We start from the raw sequence: 16,167 nt of genomic DNA, 5'->3' as shown, positions 1-16,167 counted from the left end.
AGCAGGGGTGCTTTCGCACGTTCTGCTCCGTTTAGAACCCTTGTCAGCCTCACTGGACTTCTTTTAAAAGGTTTTCGGTATTCGATTCATTTGACTCATCATCTTCTGCCTTCTGATGCGGCAGAATCATGTTTAACAGGACGCCAGTAATGGCAGCGAGTGCCATTCCTGACAGCGTCAGATTGATTTGTTTCACCTCAATAAATGCCCCGCCAATTCCAATGACTAAGATAACTGATGCGATAATGAGATTGCGCTTTTCTTCAAAATTTACTTTATGATCAATCAGGATTCGCAGTCCGCTTGAAGCAATGATTCCAAAGAGCAGGAACGAAACGCCTCCCATAACTGCGGATGGTACTGTACTGATTAATGCTGAAATTTTCCCAACAAAGCCGAAGCAGATCGCAAACACCGCTGCTCCGCCGATGACGAAGATACTGAACACTCTTGTGATGGCAAGGACACCAATGTTCTCTCCATAAGTCGTTGTTGGAGGTCCGCCGATGAGTGAAGCGAAGATTGTCGCCGCACTGTCTCCTAAAATGGAGCGGTGAAGACCTGGTTTTTTAATAAAATCCTGCCCGACCACCTTACTTAACACGACTTGATGGCCGATGTGCTCAGACATGGTCACAAAGGCAACCGGCACCATCACTGTGAGAATGCTTAAAGTCACAGCAGGTGTATAGTCGACAAATGGTACAACAAAGTCTGGAACAGCAAACCATTTTGCATCAATGACCGGCTGGAAGTTCACAATGCCTTGTGTTAAGGCAAAGAGGTAGCCGCTGATAATGCCGATTAAGACTGGAATCAAGCTAAGGAATCCTCTTAGGAAGATCATACTGATAATGGTGACTGCGAGCGTGAAGCCTGCAACCATTAAGTGCTTAAGGCTGTAGACAAGCTCCTTTGCATTCGGATCCACGTACATCGCCATGTTAACAGCTGTTCCAGCGAGTCCGAGTCCGATAACCATAATGACGGGTCCTACAACGACAGGAGGCAGAAGCTTCATTAGCCAGCCTGTGCCGAGCCATTTGATAAATAATGCGATGAGTGCATAAGCCACACCCGCCATAAAGGCACCTACCATTGCAGCTCCAGGGCCGCCAGTGGCTTTTACATTCAAGATAGGGGCGATAAAGGCAAAGGACGATCCAAGATACGCCGGAATCTGCCCTCTTGTGATGATTAAGTACACAATGGTTCCAACCCCGCTTGAGATGAGCGCGACGGCTGGGCTCATATCAATGATCTTTGGTACAAGAATGGTTGCACCAAACATGGCAAACAAGTGCTGCAGGCTGAGTGACAGCCATGTGAACGGTTTTGGGATATCTCGAATGCCTAAATTGGCTTTTTGCTGACTCATGATTTTCCTCCTAGATGTGTCCTTTTTCATTAAAAAAGCCTCTTTGCGAGTATGCGCAAAGAGGCCTAGAAAAACCGTACACGTCACTTTAGCCGTGTGCTCGGTGTCTCTGTTATTGCCCTCTTTGCAAACTCTCTGGAATGCATTTAAAAAGGTTATTTTTCATATATAGCGACAAGGTCGTTTTGATCTACTTCATTGAGCTGAACCATGACTGTCTCTGCTTTTGATGTCGGGATGTTTTTCCCGATATAATCCGCTCGAATCGGCAGCTCCCGGTGTCCCCGGTCGACTAGAACAGCCAGCTGAATGGAAGAAGGTCTTCCTACATCCACAAGCGCATCCATAGCCGCTCTGACGGTTCTACCTGTGAACAGCACATCATCTACGACAATGAGTGTTTTGTCATTAATGTCAGCTGGGATGTCTGCACCCTTAACAAGCGGGTCTTGGTTCTCTGTCTTTTTTGTCAGGTCATCACGGTAAAGCGTAATATCAAGTTCACCCACAGTCACTGGGTTTCCTTCAATTTGCTCGATGCGCTCTGCAAGGCGCTTTGCAAGATGAATGCCTCTTGTCTTGATCCCGGCTAGGATGACATCCTTCATCCCTTTGTTGCGCTCAATCATTTCATGTGCAATACGGGTAAGCGCTCGTCTTATCGCTTGTTCATCAAGAATGACTGCTTTTTGTTCCATCTTTTACACCTCTTTTTGACAAATAAAAAGCCCCTTCTGCAAAGGGCAGAGAGGGGCGTTCATTTGTACATACACATGCACAAATTGATCCGTTATCCTTCTCAGCCTCTCTGGACTGTTTTAAAGAATCTCAATTTCTTCGTTTATTATTTCAAAAAAAGAATGGCCTGTCAATCGTTATTTCTTAATGAATCGATAAAGCCCCGCATATCAGCTGGAATTGGAGCTGTAAACTCCATATATTCTCCTGTTCTAGGATGATCAAATCCTAACACGCCTGCATGCAGCAGTTGTCCATTGAAATCAACCGTTTTTCTCGGTCCATATTTTGGATCTCCTGCAAGCGGATAGCCAATGTATTTCATATGAACACGAATTTGGTGGGTTCTTCCTGTTTCTAGGCGGCATTCTACAACGGTAAAGTCTTTAAAGCGCTCCATCACATCAAAATGAGTGACTGCCTGCTTTGCATTTTCTTTTGTGACCGTCATGCTCTGGCGGTCTTTTTTGTCTCGGCCAATAGGTGCATCAATCGTTCCAGTATCATGCTGAATGATGCCATGAACAACGGCTGTGTATTTTCTAGTGACCGTTTTCGCTACCAGCTGATTGACGAGTGATTCATGCGCCATATCATTTTTTGCGACCATTAAAAGCCCTGACGTATCTTTATCAATCCGGTGGACAATTCCAGGTCTCATCACACCATTAATGCCTGACAAATCATTGCAATGAGCCATAAGTCCATTGACAAGGGTGCCTGTCACATGTCCTGGTGCTGGATGAACGACCATTCCTCTTGGTTTATTGACCACTAGTACATCTTCATCCTCATAATAAATATCAAGATCCATTGATTCGGCTTCTACATCTAGTGCTTCTGGATCTGGAATCTCTACTTTGATTTGATCTCCGGCTTGTACTTTATAATTGGCCTTCACTTGTTTTCCATTTACTTCGATGAGCCCATCTTTCACCCACTGCTGGACTTGGGTTCTTGACCATTCTGGTTCAGTTGTGCTTAAAAATTTATCAAGCCGTTCACTCGTTTGTTCTTCTGTAACGGCAATGTTTACTTGATTCATGTAGTTGACTCCTTATTTTTCTTTCCATCTAACAGCATTTGAATAAAGAGCAGAATGACCCCCACACATAGAGAGGAATCTGCGATATTGAAGATCGGATAATGATAATCTCCGAATACGAAATGAGCAAAATCAACCACTTCCTGACGGAAAATACGGTCAATAAAGTTCCCAATCGCTCCGCCAAGCATTAAGGCAAGCGCTACACCAAGCAGCTTGTCCTTTTGTCCATGTTTTTGCAAATAATAAACAATTCCTGCAATAACAACGAGTGTGATCACATAGAAAAACCACATTTGTCCTTGGAGAATCCCCCATGCGGCTCCTGAATTTCGGTGGGATGTGATGTAAAAGAAGCCATCAATCACAGGAATAGAATCACCGAGCATCATATGTTTGACAATGAGCCATTTTGTTAATTGATCTAAACAAATTATCACGAATGCGATTATGTAATAGAACACACACGTTCCTCCATCTTCATACTTTGGTCTTTAAGCATTTTATCAAGAAAACAGGTAGGAGTAAAGAAACTTTAGTTGACAGACAAAAACCTCCCTACATGTGGAAGGCTTCAAAATGAGAATCGTTTGATTCGTAAGGATAAGGGGTGAATGCTTTTTTCTCGTATTGTTTATGATATAAAAAGTCGTCAGTCGTACGGGCCGTCGGAAGAATAATCATTTGTTCAATAGGCATTGTATGCCCTGTCGCCTCGCATATGCCATAAGTTCCTTGTTCAATTTTTGCAATCGCGAGCGAAACATCTTGTAGTTCTTCTTTGATGTGATAAAGAAGCGTGGTCGTTTTTGCTTGATCGAAAGTGACATGTTCAGCGGGTGAACGCAATGATGCATATTCAAACAGTTTCGATTGCAGTTCTTCTCTCATTTGAAGGAGTTCCATGTAAATCGTCTCTAGATTGCCATTCATGTCGCTGTTTCAACTCCTGCCCTGTCGTGATAATCATATTGTTGCCCCTCCTGTTCACTTTAAAGCCATAAGTTTTTTCCTTTCGTTCTAAACGCTGTCATTTTCTCTATATCAAAAACGCCCCGCTATATGCGGGGCGCTAGTTGGTGATATCGTGCTGTTAATTCTGGTAATATTTCTCCACAATTTCAGCATTTTTGAGCGACAATGTTGGGTATTTTGGATTTGCGCCAACATCTTTTGAAATAATGCGGGAGCGTTCGCACAGTTCGCCTTCTGCTTTTTGAACAACAATACGTCCTGATGTGTATTCAGGCGCTGATGCGTCTGCATGCTTCTCATCTTCTACTGTTAACTCAGAAATGATAAAGAGCTGCTTCACATCTTCTTTAATGGATGCAAGAAGGTTTTTCACTTCCTCTGTTGCATAAAGGGTCACACTCGCTTCAAGTGAACGTCCGATGACTTTCTCATTACGCGCAATTTCCAGCGCTTTTAGCACATCGTCACGTACTTCCATAAAGCGGTCAAACTTCACTTCTGTCGCTTCTGCTTGAGGAACAGCTACACCTTCTGGCATATCTGTTAACTGAACACTTGGCTCTTCAACAAAGCTTAAGTGGCTCCATAGTTCATCTGCTGTATGCGGAAGAATTGGTGCTGTCAGCTTCACTAACGCCATTAATGTTTCATAGAAGACCGTTTGCATGCTGCGGCGGTCTGGATGATCCGCATGCTCAATGTATACCACATCTTTTGCAAAATCGAGATAGAAAGAGCTAAGCTCAATCGTACAGAAGTTGTGGATGGCATGATAGACAACCGCAAATTCGTAATCATCATAAGCTTTTTTCACTTTATCAATCAATTTGTTTAATTTGATTAAGATATATTGATCCACTTCGCGAAGCTCTTCGACCGGTACTGCATTGACTGCTGGATCAAAGTCAAACAGGTTACCATGCAAGAAGCGGAACGTGTTACGGATTTTACGGTAAACTTCTGCGACTTGTTTTAAAATGTCATCAGACACTGGATGATCGGCTTGATAGTTGACAGAAGATACCCAAAGTCTAAGAATCTCCGCACCAAGCTGCTTCGCCACTTTCGTCGGATCGATCGTATTGCCTAATGATTTACTCATCTTGCGTCCTTCTTTATCAAGCGTAAAGCCATGGCTGAGAACACCTTTATATGGCGCTTTTCCAGTGACAGCAACTGCTGTAGATAAAGATGAGTTAAACCAGCCGCGATATTGATCAGAACCTTCAAGGTAAAGGTCTGCTGGACGAACAAGGTCATCTCGTTCTTCTAATACCGCTTGGTGAGAAGAGCCAGAATCAAACCATACATCCATGATATCCTGCTCTTTTGTAAATTCACCGTTCGGGCTGCCTGGATGCGTAAAGCCTGCAGGCAATAATTCCTTTGCTTCTTTTTCAAACCAGATGTTTGATCCGTGTTCTCTAAATAATTGAGAGACGTGCTGAATCGTTTCATCTGTGATGATCGGCTCACCATTTTCAGCATAGAAGACTGGGATCGGAACGCCCCATACACGCTGTCTTGAAATGCACCAGTCACCTCTGTCACGCACCATATTGAACAGGCGCGTTTCGCCCCAAGCTGGAACCCATTTCGTTTCTTTAATATTATCTAATAGTGCTTCTCTGAAATCTTTAATGGAAGCAAACCACTGAGCAGTTGCACGATAAATTGTTGGTTTTTTCGTTCTCCAGTCATGCGGATAGGAGTGCGTGATAAAGTCGAGCTTTTTCAATGCGCCTTTTGCTTCAAGCTGTTCTGTGATGGCTTTATTGGCATCCTCGTAGAACAGTCCTTCAAAACCAGGTGCTTCTTCTGTCATCACACCTTTTTCATCTACTGGACATAGCACATCAAGACCGTACTTCATACTTACGATAAAGTCATCTTCCCCGTGACCTGGCGCTGTGTGAACACAGCCTGTTCCTGCATCTGTTGTGACATGATCGCCAAGCATCACAAGAGAATCTCTATCGTAAATTGGATGTGCTGCAACGACCTTATCTAATTCTTTACCTTTTAAGGTTTTCACAACTTCGTACTCTTCAAAGCCAAGTGTTTTTGCCACTTGTTCAACGAGCTCAGATGCGATGACATATCGCTCAGCCCCCACTTGAAGCACACTGTACTCTAGGTTTGGATGTACACAAATGCCAAGGTTTGCAGGAAGTGTCCAAGGTGTTGTTGTCCAGATGATGAACTGCTCTCCGTTTTCAAGTACGCCTTTGCCATCTTTCACTTTAAATGATACGTAAATCGATGGTGAACGTTTGTCCTTGTATTCAATTTCTGCTTCAGCAAGTGCTGATTCACTTGATGGAGACCAGTTAACAGGCTTAAGACCTTTGTAAATATAGCCTCTTTTCGCCATTTCACCAAAGACAAGAATTTGCTGCGCTTCGTATTCAGGCTTCAATGTCACATATGGATTGTCCCAGTCTGCTCTTACACCCAAACGTTTAAACTGATTGCGTTGACCTTCGATTTGTTTCCAAGCATACTCCTCACATAGTTTACGGAATTCTGCTGTCGACATTTCTTTGCGTTTGACTTTTTTATTTTTCGTAAGGGCTGTTTCAATCGGTAAGCCATGTGTATCCCAGCCCGGTACGTACGGTGCATGGAATCCATTCATTGATTTAAAACGGACAATAAAATCTTTGAGGATTTTATTGAGTGCGTGCCCCATATGAATGTCACCATTCGCATATGGAGGTCCATCATGCAAAATAAAGGTTGGGCGTCCTTTTGTCCGCTCTAAAACCATTTGATAGATGTCTTTTTCTGCCCACTCCTCTTGGATTTCAGGCTCTTTGTTCGGCAAGTTTCCTCTCATCGGGAATTCTGTTTTTGGCATTAATAAGGTGTCTTTGTAGTTCATACCTATTCCTCCACATGCAAATTCGTATTAAAAAACAATAAAAAAAGCCCTCTCATCCCATAAGGGACGAGAAGGCTTGTCTCGCGGTACCACCCTTTTAGACAAGCGCTTTGAAACTGCCGCTTATCCACTCTAAAATCGTAACGTGATCAGACGCCTTTTCTTACTCATTCATTTCAGAAAAGGAACTAAAGGGGTGATCTCATTGCAGCGTCCCGTAATGTCAGGCTTCCACCGTCCCTGATTCGCTTAATTACGCATGTGACAACTGCGAGTATCCCTTTCAAACGTTTATCTCTTGTTAATTTATGATGGTATTATATGCAACATGAGCACGTCATGTCAAGATGATCCGCTTATTCTTTTTCGTCAAAGACAGCGTCAACTTCATATTCCAGCAAATGATCCCAATCATCATTTTTCAGAAGATCAAGCTGAGCTTCGATGAGCATTTGGAAACGAGTTCTAAAGACTTTCGACTGTTTCTTGAGCTCTTCGATTTCCATTGCAATCTTTCTTGATTTTGATAACGCTTCGTTGATAATACGGTCTGCATTTTTCTCAGCTTCACGAATGATCAATTTCGCTTCTTTATCAGAATGACGCTTCACGTCTTCTGCTGCTTCTTGCGCCACAAGAATGGATTTGTTTAATGTTTCTTCAATTGTTGCAAAATGGCCTAGTCTTTCATCAAGCTCGTTGACTTTGTCTTCAAGCTCATTCTTTTTGCGAAGTACGATCTCGTAATCTTTACGTACTTGGCTTAAAAACTCATTTACTTCATCTTCGTCATAGCCGCGAAAACTTTTTGTGAACGTTTTATTATGAATATCATTAGGTGTTAATGGCAACCTTGCCACCTCCAGATTCAAATTCGTTATGTCAGAAGCTCAAATGTTACTTTGAATTTATCTTTTTTTGTCTTCCCATCAATTGTTTTTAAGCTAAAGCGGCCAAATCCCCTGACAGAGAGCTGATCACCTTCACCAATTGTAAAGGAAGGGTCTTCAGTGACTTTCCAGTTTACTTTGACAAGACCATTTTTGACCAAAAGCTGTGCTTTTTGCCGAGACTGACGGCTGACAGCAGCACATACAGCGTCAAGCCGCAGTGAAGAAATCGTATCTTCTTTGATATCGGTTTTGCTGATGACTGGCTGAATATCTGTCTTGCTGATTTCCTCTAATGAAACAGACGCTCTGCCGACATGCGTCAGCTGAGCCCGGACAAAATCGGCGACATCGCTTGTACAAATAAATTGCACATTGTCCTCTGAAAATAACAAATCACCGAATTTTTGACGCTTCAGGCCTGTCCCAATGAGCGAACCGAGAAGATTTGGGTGTTCTATCGAAATAAACTTTTTCGCATAGTTCACCTGGAAATAGGACAGCTCGAAATCCTGTATAGACAGTGCTAAATAATCAGGATAGATCAAAGCCCTTTTTCGCTCCGCTTCCTCATACCCGCCAAAAAACATGAGACCGAGTTCATCAGAATGCTGAATCACGGACTGGGTAATGAACTGCTCACGCGGATCAAGAAAGTCTGTTAATTTCATTCGATATTGATCGAGTGCGATGTTTTTCCAGCCTAATACTTGGTCGACAAATGGCTGTTCGTCTTTTCTAAAATGTTGATAAATATCGCTCATTTTGTTCCCCTTTTATGTAAAAGAGCCTGGCAGATGCCAAGCCCGGCAGCCTGTTTACATGAATCGTACAATCATATTATAAAGACCAGTTAGTCCATACGATGATGCGAAACGAATCACAAGCAATGCCACAATCGGCGAGATGTCAATCATGCCAATTGGCGGAATAATTTTACGGAATGGTTCTAAATACGGTTCGCAAATGTTTGTCAAGAAGCGGCCCATCGATGTTTCTCTTGCAGATGGCACCCATGACATAAAGATGTAAATAATGATCGCGAATGAGTAAATCGTTAATACCGTACCCAAAATATTAAAAATGAAATTTAGAATAACTATGATTTACCACCTCTGAGGTTCTTCCTCTGTCAATAGCTCTGATATTGTGCCAGATACATCCACATTATCAGGAGTGCAGAGGAATATATTCGAGCCAATACGCTGAATGTCTCCACCGATTGCATAAACCGTTCCGCTTAAGAAGTCGATGATTCGCTTTGCTTGATCGTGCTGAATGCGCTGCAAATTGACAACGACTGCACGCCGATTTTTAATATGGTCTGCAATCTCCTGAGCCTCTGCATAAACACGCGGCTCACTTAACACCACTTTAGAGGATTTTTGCACGCTTTGCAAGCTGACGACATTTTGTTTTCCTGCCTGAGGACGCTCTTGAAATGCCGCTTTATCTTTTGTGTTTTTTTCTTCTTGTGCTGGTTCTCTTTCTTCATCAATATATTCGTACTCATACTCTTCATCATCGAGTGTGAAGAAGCTTTTAAACTTATTTTTTATGCTCATGTCACGCACCTCCTGTTTCATTTCCAACAAGTGAAGAGCCAATCCGAACAAATGTCGCACCTTCTTCAATTGCGATTTCAAAATCGTTTGACATGCCCATCGATAAATGCTGACAAGGTGCATTTACTTGGTTCAGTTGTTTTACCTCTTGTTGAAGGCTTTTTAATGTTTTAAAACAGTTTCGTATCACAGTATGATCATCTGTAAATGGAGCCATCGTCATGATTCCAGCAATTTCAATATGTTTGAAATCAGCCAGCTGTTTGACAAATGGAAGCACGTCTTCGCTTTGTAAGCCGTGTTTTGACTCCTCAAGTGATGTGTTCACCTGTACAAAACAGCGAACCGTGTGATCCGCTCTTTTTTCAATTTCATTCGCAAGGGACATTCTGTCGAGCGAATGTAAGTAGTCAATGGTCTGAATGACAGATTTCACTTTTCGCGTCTGTAAACTGCCGATGAAGTGCCAGCTAATGTTTTCATCGGTTATGGCTGCCTGTTTTTCAAGTAACCCTTGGTCACGATTTTCACCAAAGTGCAAAATGCCGGCATCCTTGGCTTCTAATGCTCGTTCAATCGAGACATATTTTGTGACAGCGACAACCGATACATCGTCTGGATGTCTACCTGCTCTTTTACATGCTTCGTTGATTTGTTCATTTATTTGTCTGAGATTCTCTCGTACATTCAATTGCACTTATGCCTCCTTAAACCCGACAAAGGACATCATACGTCCTGTTTTTCCTTGATCACGCCGGTGTGAGAAGAAATGCTGCTCATTGCAACTTGTGCACATCGAACTGACATGTATGTTTTCTTCTTTTAATCCTGCATGAAGTAATACGTTTTTGTTTAATGTTTTTAAGTCAATTTTGTATTGTCCTTGTGAAATCTCGGAATACACATCCTCTGTTGTAAAAGGAAGCTGTTTCACTTGATCTATGACAACATCATCTACTATGTAGCAGCAGCTGCCAATGGATGGTCCAATAACTACTTGTATATGATCGGCTTCGGCACCTTCTTGGCGAACCCATGCATCAACCATGTTGGCGCCAATTTGTTTGACGGTTCCTTTCCAGCCGGCATGAGCCGTTCCAATCAACCCAGATTGTGGCGCTAGAAAATAAAGCGGAACACAGTCAGCGAAACAAAGAGCGAGCATGATGTTTGGTTCAGAGGTGTATAAACCATCTGTTCTAGAGAGCGCTTCATCATACTGAAGACTTCCTCTTCCCTTATGTTCCTTCGTGACTTTCATGATGCGATCCTCGTGTGTTTGGTCAGCAAACACCCAATTAGAGAGCGGCACAGCAGTAGCATCTGCAATGACTTGACGATTCATTTGGACACTAGAAGCATCATCTCCTACATGGAGTCCAGTGTTCATTGATTGATATGGAGAAAGGCTAAAGCCGCCATTTTTTGTCGTAAAGCCGGCCAATATCTCTTTTCCAGAACATGTCATGTTCGTCCAATCATGAATCATCATTGCATAAGGTGATTTCTGCTGAAAGGGGTCATATTTGTCTATCAAAGCTGCCTCCCACCTTTCATTCATCTCTCTTTATATCGCTCCTATTTTACCACAAGACGTGCAAAGACAGTTAGTGGGATTCATTAAATATTACACTCAAATGTGCCCTTTCTACAGGTTTTTTTTCAAATTGATATGAAAACGTAATCTTTTTACCCGAAAAAGATATTGATTGCTGAGAATGGAGAGCTTATTTTAAGGAAATTTGACATATTGATTGAGGAGTTTACACGAATTAAGAAGACAAACGGACAAGTATCACATCTTCGCCAATTTTTACTATATTTCGCCACGGGACAATCATTTCCTCTTCTTTTCCGAAAAATCCCATCATTTTACCTGTACCGCCAATGATAATCGCTTGTATTTTACCACTCGTAACATTGATATCAATGTCTCCAATGGTACCTAATTTTTTTCCGCTGGACACATCGACGACATCTTTGATTTGGAATTCAGAAATACTGATCATCTGTCCTTCCCCGCCTTTCGTTTTCTACTATAATATGTATGATGGAAAAGCAGGGAAGCAGACCAATAGTTTCTCTTATCTACAATTTACTTAAGTGAGGACGGCCGTTTCTCCACATCACATCTACCGGGCATTCAAAGAAGGAAGAAAGCAAGTCGCTTGTCATCATCTCTTTTGTTTTCCCTTGATCAAAAACAGACCCCTCTTTTAATAATAGGGTGTGCTGAAAAACAGGCAAAATCTCTTCTGCATGATGGGTCGTGTAAAGCAAAGTAGGCGCATCAGGCTTTGAAGCAATGAATGAGATGGTCTCTAACACCTGTTCTCTTGCTAAAAAATCAAGACCCGTCACAGGTTCATCTAAGATCAGAAGCTTCGGATCATTCATTAAAGCTCTTGCGATCAGCACTTTTTGTTTCTCCCCTTGCGAGAGGGTTTCATACGTGCGATTGGCATATTGAAACGAGCCAAATGCTTTTAATAAATCAATGGCCTTCTCTCTTATCTCATCTGTCGGCGTTTCATAAAGGCCGATGGAAGCAAATGCCCCGCTCAAAACAATTTCAAATGCATTGTCGTCTCTGTGCAGCTTCTTTTCAAGACCAGCAGAGATGAGACCAATTTTCTTCCTTAGTTTTTCACCAAGCGCTTCCTTACCAAACACATGGCCTAACACCGTCATCTCACCTGACGTTGGAAAATAATACGAGCACAGCATATTTAATAAAGCCGTTTTCCCCGCACCATTTAAGCCATAAAGCACCCAGTGTTCCTGGTTTTTCACCTGCCAGTCAATAGAACGCAGCAGCCATTTTCCATTTCGTTTTAAAGAAACATCCTTCAAGTCAAGCGACACCATCTTTTCCTCCTGAATAAAAATTCTGAATATACAAATAATAACGTCTACAGCATATCGCAAATGTTTCAATCAGTAAACCTTACGTAAAAAAGCTGCTCCCTATAAGGAACAGCTTTTTTTGCATGGTTACGAAATTTCAATTCGTACGCCTTCTTTAATATCAGGAAACGTATGCGGGGATGCAAAGACAGCTCCCGGTAATACATCATCAAACGGCTCTTGGAAGTAGATCGAAATATGGCCGAGCTCCTTAAAGTTGTCATTTGCTTTATTGCCTAAAGCAGTAATGGTATAAGTTTGGTCGCCCACTTGAATCGTTCCGCCTAATTTCAGCGGCTCTTCTTCTAAGTGTTCAAACTCATGAATGACAGACATATCTCTTAATTCCTGCGGCGCTGCTGGTCCAAATAAAACAATCAGCTTATCTTCTTTAAATTGCGGGACTAAGATCCCAATTTCTTTTACGACAGATTGTGTTACCATGTATCTCGATTCCTCCTTTAATACGTTTAATACATACCGAAGCTGGCAACGTATGCGATCACAACAGATAGAACGCCTGTAATGAGACGGCTATACAAAACAGCTGGTACCCCATATTGTACCGTTTCCGGCTTCGCTTCACCAAGTGATAGCCCCACCGGGATAAAGTCACACCCTACTTGACCGTTGATCGCAAACAGGGCTGGAAGAGCAAATTGAGGCGGAATATTTCCTAGTGCGATTTGACTACCAATAAGAACACCGATTACTTGTGCAATGACTGCCCCAGGTCCTAAGACAGGCGATAGGAACGGTAAGGTACAGACAACAACGAGCAGTAAAAGTCCCCATAAAGATCCTGCCAAAGGTGAAAGGAAATGGGCAATCAGATCACCGATTTTTGTATAATTGATAATTCCAATTAACATACTGACAAAGGCCATGAATGGAATAATGTTTTTAAGGAGCATATCAACAGAATCACGACCAGCTTGATAGAATGTACCGGTTACTTTTCCGATTCCTCTTGAGAATCTCATGAGGAAATTTCCTTGTTCCTGACGTTCGATATTTTCCTCTTTCAGTTTTGAATAGGTTTCTTTGAAATTCTCTTTGTCAATTGGGCCGCTGCTTTCTTGACCTTCTACAGTCCCTTCACTATCAGATGCTTCCGCAAAGGAAATATCTTTTTCTGTGACACCTGATACGAAGATATCCTCTGTAATGTGTTTTGCAAGCGGTCCAGAAGGAGAGGATGCCAGCACATCGACAGTTGGAATGCGTTTCATTGGATAAAGTCCGATTCGCGCTGTTCCTCCGCAGTCAATGACAACACACATCATTTCATCTTCTGGTATAGAATTTTTAAAGCCATCACATGCTTCTGTCCCTGTCATTTCTGCAATTTTACGTGCAACTGGGTGAATGCCTCCTCCTGTAATGGAAACGACCTTTCTTCTTTTACCGGTTGGTTCAAGCTCTAATCCTTCTCCCCATCCGCCAGCACCTTTTGCAACAAATACTTTGTGGTTTGTCATGTCTAACCCTCCCCTATTGTGAATTCGCTTTCATTTTTCCTGCTAAGTACTTTGTGATCCATTCAGTAATGATTCCGCGAAGTAAAATGACAACGATCCCGACTAAGAAGTAACGAACAGCCAGCTCTGACATAGAATATCCAGCTTCTTTAATCCCGTTCGCAATTCCTAAGTAGACAAACAGTTCTCCTGCGTTGGCATACGGGAACAGTGATGTCACCGGATGAACAAATGAAACAGCTGAATCATAGAATGCTGGTTTTTGTTTTTCAGGTAAGAAGCGGCCAAACGTATAAGCCATTGGGTTTGTCAAAATAAGAACGGATAAGATCGGCATTAACGTATAGCGCAAAATGGTATATTTCGCTGCAAATTGAATCGCTCTATTCACTCGCTCTTCTCCAATAAACTTCATCACAGCATAAGTGAAAGTAAGTAACACAACAAGCGTTGGAACGATACCTGTAACAAGACCCATGAATTGCTTTCCGCCGGCTTCAAACATCCCGATAAAGTGCTCTCCAAACCATTGAATCCATTCCATGTTTCATCTCCCCTTTCTTAGTTCACATTTGTTATATTTTTTTTAGAAATCGAGACAAGCGCTTGCTCCGCTGCCATGGAGAGTGCTTGCATGACAGCTGGTCCCCTTTTGCGCTTTTTCAATGTTTGTTTCATCATGTGATGCTCATCAAGCACAGCCCCCACATGTTTCCCTTCATAGGAAGGCAGTTCCTTAAATTTAGACAAAATCGAGACGCCGCCAAGCACATGACATTTTTGAATAGTGTACGATTCATCGACAATGATGAGCGCAATGGCTCCAGGACCAAATTTGCGCCGCTCCATTCCTGAAAACAAGTGATAGCCTTGTTTTCCTTTATAGTCGTCAATCAGTGAATCCATGCTCTTACGGTAGTACTTGATTTGAATAAACGATAAACCATACTGCACAATCAGAATGATACAAAGTACGATTGCTAATTTTTCCATAGCCTCACGTCCTTATGATTGAAATAAGTGATCTTGTAATGAACGCAGCTTCCAGACCGTTGTGTTTGTATCAAGTTCTACATCATCGTGAGATAGGAATTGCCCTAATTTGATATCTTTTTTCGCTACCACTTTTCCGCTGATTAAGCCAATTGGGATGTGGCCGTTCGCTTTCATGTCTTGATGTGTTTCAAGTACACCTCTTACGGAGTATCCGCCAATACCATCAAGTGTTTCTCCTGCTTTAATATCTCTTTTCGCCACAGCGACAGTTTCTGATACTGGTACACCAATTGGATGGATTGAAGAATCATGTTGTAAGACTGCTTTAGCGATCGTCACTGGTGTTTCAAGACTTGCTAAGTGGAAAGGACGATACAGCGTGTAGTGAGGACCTTTTCCAACTTTTAAGTAGCGAAGTTCTTCATCTACTGGCTCAAGATCACTCTTGACGATGACAAAGACACCTGGTGCCAGTCCGTTTACATATTCAACGACTCCGAAGTTATCCAGTACGCCGCCTTGCTGTTTTTGATTCAATTTATCTGCTACATTTTCTAAATTCGCTTCTACTCCGTGCATGCCGACTTTATCAGGCAAAAGTCCTGTTGCATTACTTAATAGGTTCATTTCTGCCATCGTCTTTGTTCCGTCTTGGAATGCTGCCAGCATGTGGGCACTCATATGTTTACTATCTGCTTCAGCTTTACATGTATCTGGGTTTGCTTCTGGGAAGAATGGGTTGTTCTTACCTTTCCCAGCAACCAATACTTCAAGCCCCATTGTTTTTGCAAATTCGTATAGTTCTAGCGTTGCTGCTGGTTCATCTCCAGCTGATCCAGAGTACACAAGTCCTGCATTCGTGAATAATTTATGCATGACCAACCCGATTGTAATATCGACTTCTACATTTAAAAGAACAAGATGTTTTTTTGAATTAAGCGCTTCCAAAGAAATGTTAGCTCCAACCTCTGGAACACCTGTTGCATCCACAACGACTTCCACAGAATCTGACTGAATCACTTCTCTGTAATCATTTGTTACGACCATTTGATGTGGTTTCGCATGCTGCTTGTAAAAATTCGCTGCTTTCTCAGCTGCACTAAGGTGAATATCACAAACACCTGCGACAATCATGCCTGGAATTTTAGAAATTTGTGAAATGAGTCCAAAACCCATTTGGCCTGCCCCGATAATCCCAACTTTGATCGGATCTCCGCTGCGTTCTCGTGCTAACAATTGTTGATAAATTGACATCTAAATCATCCTTTCAGGTTTTCTTGCCTCACAATAGATTGCTAGAAAAATAAT

At 42.2% G+C, this 16,167-nt stretch carries 19 protein-coding genes and 1 other annotated feature; all 19 genes read right to left on the bottom strand.

All coding sequences use genetic code 11. From position 1 onward, the window contains the following. Window positions 1–49 precede the first annotated feature (49 nt). Window positions 50–1,378, bottom strand: coding sequence for a uracil-xanthine permease family protein (locus NST57_RS08155; protein ID WP_024720322.1), 1,329 nt, complete (start codon window positions 1,376–1,378; stop codon window positions 50–52). 155 nt (window positions 1,379–1,533) lie between these two features. Then, the gene (gene pyrR, locus NST57_RS08150) at window positions 1,534–2,076 is read right to left on the bottom strand and encodes a bifunctional pyr operon transcriptional regulator/uracil phosphoribosyltransferase PyrR (RefSeq protein WP_007499718.1); all 543 of its coding nucleotides are present in this window, start codon (window positions 2,074–2,076) and stop codon (window positions 1,534–1,536) included. A gap of 170 nt (window positions 2,077–2,246) precedes the next feature. Continuing rightward, window positions 2,247–3,161: an RluA family pseudouridine synthase gene (locus tag NST57_RS08145; RefSeq protein WP_142154994.1), complete on the bottom strand. Its 915-nt coding sequence runs from the start codon at window positions 3,159–3,161 to the stop codon at window positions 2,247–2,249. Beyond that, window positions 3,158–3,625: a signal peptidase II gene (gene lspA / locus NST57_RS08140; protein WP_008344942.1), complete on the bottom strand. Its 468-nt coding sequence runs from the start codon at window positions 3,623–3,625 to the stop codon at window positions 3,158–3,160. Before lspA ends, NST57_RS08145 begins: the two co-directional genes overlap by 4 nt. A 94-nt stretch (window positions 3,626–3,719) precedes the next feature. Further along, window positions 3,720–4,094 carry a TraR/DksA family transcriptional regulator gene (locus NST57_RS08135; RefSeq protein WP_341298370.1) on the bottom strand — a complete coding sequence of 125 codons (375 nt, stop codon included), beginning with the start codon at window positions 4,092–4,094 and terminating at the stop codon, window positions 3,720–3,722. Window positions 4,095–4,254: 160 nt separating this feature from the next. Further along, complete coding sequence (gene ileS / locus NST57_RS08130; RefSeq protein ID WP_341298369.1) at window positions 4,255–7,020, bottom strand: isoleucine--tRNA ligase; 2,766 nt, start codon at window positions 7,018–7,020, stop codon at window positions 4,255–4,257. 59 nt (window positions 7,021–7,079) lie between these two features. Further along, window positions 7,080–7,317: a binding site (T-box leader), on the bottom strand. 59 nt (window positions 7,318–7,376) lie between these two features. Continuing rightward, window positions 7,377–7,871: a DivIVA domain-containing protein gene (locus NST57_RS08125; protein ID WP_008344947.1), complete on the bottom strand. Its 495-nt coding sequence runs from the start codon at window positions 7,869–7,871 to the stop codon at window positions 7,377–7,379. Between the two features lie 26 nt (window positions 7,872–7,897). After that, complete coding sequence (locus NST57_RS08120; RefSeq protein WP_341298368.1) at window positions 7,898–8,674, bottom strand: YlmH family RNA-binding protein; 777 nt, start codon at window positions 8,672–8,674, stop codon at window positions 7,898–7,900. Between the two features lie 54 nt (window positions 8,675–8,728). After that, the gene (locus NST57_RS08115; protein WP_445818817.1) at window positions 8,729–9,007 is read right to left on the bottom strand and encodes a YggT family protein; all 279 of its coding nucleotides are present in this window, start codon (window positions 9,005–9,007) and stop codon (window positions 8,729–8,731) included. Between the two features lie 9 nt (window positions 9,008–9,016). Then, a complete protein-coding gene (sepF, locus tag NST57_RS08110) occupies window positions 9,017–9,475 on the bottom strand; it encodes a cell division protein SepF (protein WP_017359354.1) in 459 nt (152 codons plus the stop codon). Between the two features lies 1 nt (window position 9,476). Beyond that, window positions 9,477–10,166: a YggS family pyridoxal phosphate-dependent enzyme gene (locus NST57_RS08105; RefSeq protein WP_341298367.1), complete on the bottom strand. Its 690-nt coding sequence runs from the start codon at window positions 10,164–10,166 to the stop codon at window positions 9,477–9,479. 6 nt (window positions 10,167–10,172) lie between these two features. Then, on the bottom strand, window positions 10,173–11,036 hold the full coding sequence (gene pgeF, locus NST57_RS08100; protein ID WP_341298366.1) for a peptidoglycan editing factor PgeF: 864 nt from the start codon (window positions 11,034–11,036) through the stop codon (window positions 10,173–10,175). Window positions 11,037–11,247: 211 nt separating this feature from the next. After that, entirely contained in the window at window positions 11,248–11,484 is a 237-nt protein-coding gene (locus NST57_RS08095; RefSeq protein ID WP_008344958.1) for a YlmC/YmxH family sporulation protein, read from the bottom strand. 79 nt (window positions 11,485–11,563) lie between these two features. After that, entirely contained in the window at window positions 11,564–12,340 is a 777-nt protein-coding gene (locus tag NST57_RS08090) for an ABC transporter ATP-binding protein (protein ID WP_445818784.1), read from the bottom strand. Between the two features lie 129 nt (window positions 12,341–12,469). Continuing rightward, entirely contained in the window at window positions 12,470–12,826 is a 357-nt protein-coding gene (locus NST57_RS08085) for a PTS glucitol/sorbitol transporter subunit IIA (RefSeq protein WP_007499733.1), read from the bottom strand. Between the two features lie 26 nt (window positions 12,827–12,852). Next, on the bottom strand, window positions 12,853–13,863 hold the full coding sequence (gene srlE / locus NST57_RS08080) for a PTS glucitol/sorbitol transporter subunit IIB (protein WP_142154990.1): 1,011 nt from the start codon (window positions 13,861–13,863) through the stop codon (window positions 12,853–12,855). A 13-nt stretch (window positions 13,864–13,876) separates the two neighbouring features. Continuing rightward, a complete protein-coding gene (gene srlA / locus NST57_RS08075) occupies window positions 13,877–14,407 on the bottom strand; it encodes a PTS glucitol/sorbitol transporter subunit IIC (RefSeq protein ID WP_003210918.1) in 531 nt (176 codons plus the stop codon). Between the two features lie 17 nt (window positions 14,408–14,424). Beyond that, the gene (locus tag NST57_RS08070; RefSeq protein ID WP_341298365.1) at window positions 14,425–14,856 is read right to left on the bottom strand and encodes a transcriptional regulator GutM; all 432 of its coding nucleotides are present in this window, start codon (window positions 14,854–14,856) and stop codon (window positions 14,425–14,427) included. Window positions 14,857–14,868: 12 nt separating this feature from the next. Further along, window positions 14,869–16,113, bottom strand: a complete 1,245-nt coding sequence (locus tag NST57_RS08065; RefSeq protein WP_142154988.1) for an NAD(P)H-dependent oxidoreductase — start codon at window positions 16,111–16,113, stop codon at window positions 14,869–14,871. Window positions 16,114–16,167: the final 54 nt, after the last annotated feature.

This window comes from Bacillus sp. FSL M8-0077 (assembly GCF_038050255.1).
Classification (GTDB): Bacteria; Bacillota; Bacilli; order Bacillales; family Bacillaceae; genus Bacillus; species Bacillus altitudinis.
Note: the sequence above shows the minus strand (reverse complement) of the source record. Positions and strands in the feature narration are given on the sequence as shown.

What these genes read in the sequence shown, in the direction of transcription:
- NST57_RS08155 (WP_024720322.1), bottom strand. Translation starts at nt 1,378, where the DNA reads ATGAGTCAGCAAAAAGCCAATTTAGGCATTCGAGATATCCCAAAACCG.
- pyrR (WP_007499718.1), bottom strand. Translation starts at nt 2,076, where the DNA reads ATGGAACAAAAAGCAGTCATTCTTGATGAACAAGCGATAAGACGAGCG.
- NST57_RS08145 (WP_142154994.1), bottom strand. Translation starts at nt 3,161, where the DNA reads ATGAATCAAGTAAACATTGCCGTTACAGAAGAACAAACGAGTGAACGG.
- NST57_RS08135 (WP_341298370.1), bottom strand. Translation starts at nt 4,094, where the DNA reads ATGAATGGCAATCTAGAGACGATTTACATGGAACTCCTTCAAATGAGA.
- ileS (WP_341298369.1), bottom strand. Translation starts at nt 7,020, where the DNA reads ATGAACTACAAAGACACCTTATTAATGCCAAAAACAGAATTCCCGATG.
- NST57_RS08120 (WP_341298368.1), bottom strand. Translation starts at nt 8,674, where the DNA reads ATGAGCGATATTTATCAACATTTTAGAAAAGACGAACAGCCATTTGTC.
- sepF (WP_017359354.1), bottom strand. Translation starts at nt 9,475, where the DNA reads ATGAGCATAAAAAATAAGTTTAAAAGCTTCTTCACACTCGATGATGAA.
- pgeF (WP_341298366.1), bottom strand. Translation starts at nt 11,036, where the DNA reads ATGAATGAAAGGTGGGAGGCAGCTTTGATAGACAAATATGACCCCTTT.
- NST57_RS08095 (WP_008344958.1), bottom strand. Translation starts at nt 11,484, where the DNA reads ATGATCAGTATTTCTGAATTCCAAATCAAAGATGTCGTCGATGTGTCC.
- NST57_RS08085 (WP_007499733.1), bottom strand. Translation starts at nt 12,826, where the DNA reads ATGGTAACACAATCTGTCGTAAAAGAAATTGGGATCTTAGTCCCGCAA.
- srlE (WP_142154990.1), bottom strand. Translation starts at nt 13,863, where the DNA reads ATGACAAACCACAAAGTATTTGTTGCAAAAGGTGCTGGCGGATGGGGA.
- srlA (WP_003210918.1), bottom strand. Translation starts at nt 14,407, where the DNA reads ATGGAATGGATTCAATGGTTTGGAGAGCACTTTATCGGGATGTTTGAA.
- NST57_RS08070 (WP_341298365.1), bottom strand. Translation starts at nt 14,856, where the DNA reads ATGGAAAAATTAGCAATCGTACTTTGTATCATTCTGATTGTGCAGTAT.
- NST57_RS08065 (WP_142154988.1), bottom strand. Translation starts at nt 16,113, where the DNA reads ATGTCAATTTATCAACAATTGTTAGCACGAGAACGCAGCGGAGATCCG.